Source organism: Brevundimonas sp. UBA5866, from assembly GCF_002432125.1.
In the GTDB taxonomy this organism is placed as follows: domain Bacteria; phylum Pseudomonadota; class Alphaproteobacteria; order Caulobacterales; family Caulobacteraceae; genus Brevundimonas.
In genome coordinates, this window is sequence record NZ_DJFS01000084.1 from 1 (window position 1) to 246 (window position 246).

The following is a 246-nucleotide window of genomic DNA, read 5'->3' on the forward strand; positions in this document are numbered from 1 at the left end:
ATATGTTAGCATGTGCGGCTTAAAAACTGGTATCAAAAGTTCGCATTAAGGCTTTGTTATGACCCGACAATCCTGGCTGATCAACGTCAGCCTGCTGAGAACCCATCCCGCGTTTCGCGCTGTTTTTATTGCCCGTTTTATCTCGATTGTGTCGCTGGGGCTGCTCGGCGTCGCCGTGCCGGTGCAGATCCAGGCCCTGACCCACTCCAGCTGGCGGGTGGGGCTGGCAGTCACCCTGACCGGCGG

1 pseudogene is annotated in these 246 nt (G+C 56.9%); it reads left to right on the top strand.

What is annotated here, in order from left to right:
* Positions 1 to 58 precede the first annotated feature (58 nt).
* Positions 59 to 246 (top strand): annotated as a pseudogene (locus B3H86_RS11330) (hypothetical protein); the annotation flags it as partial.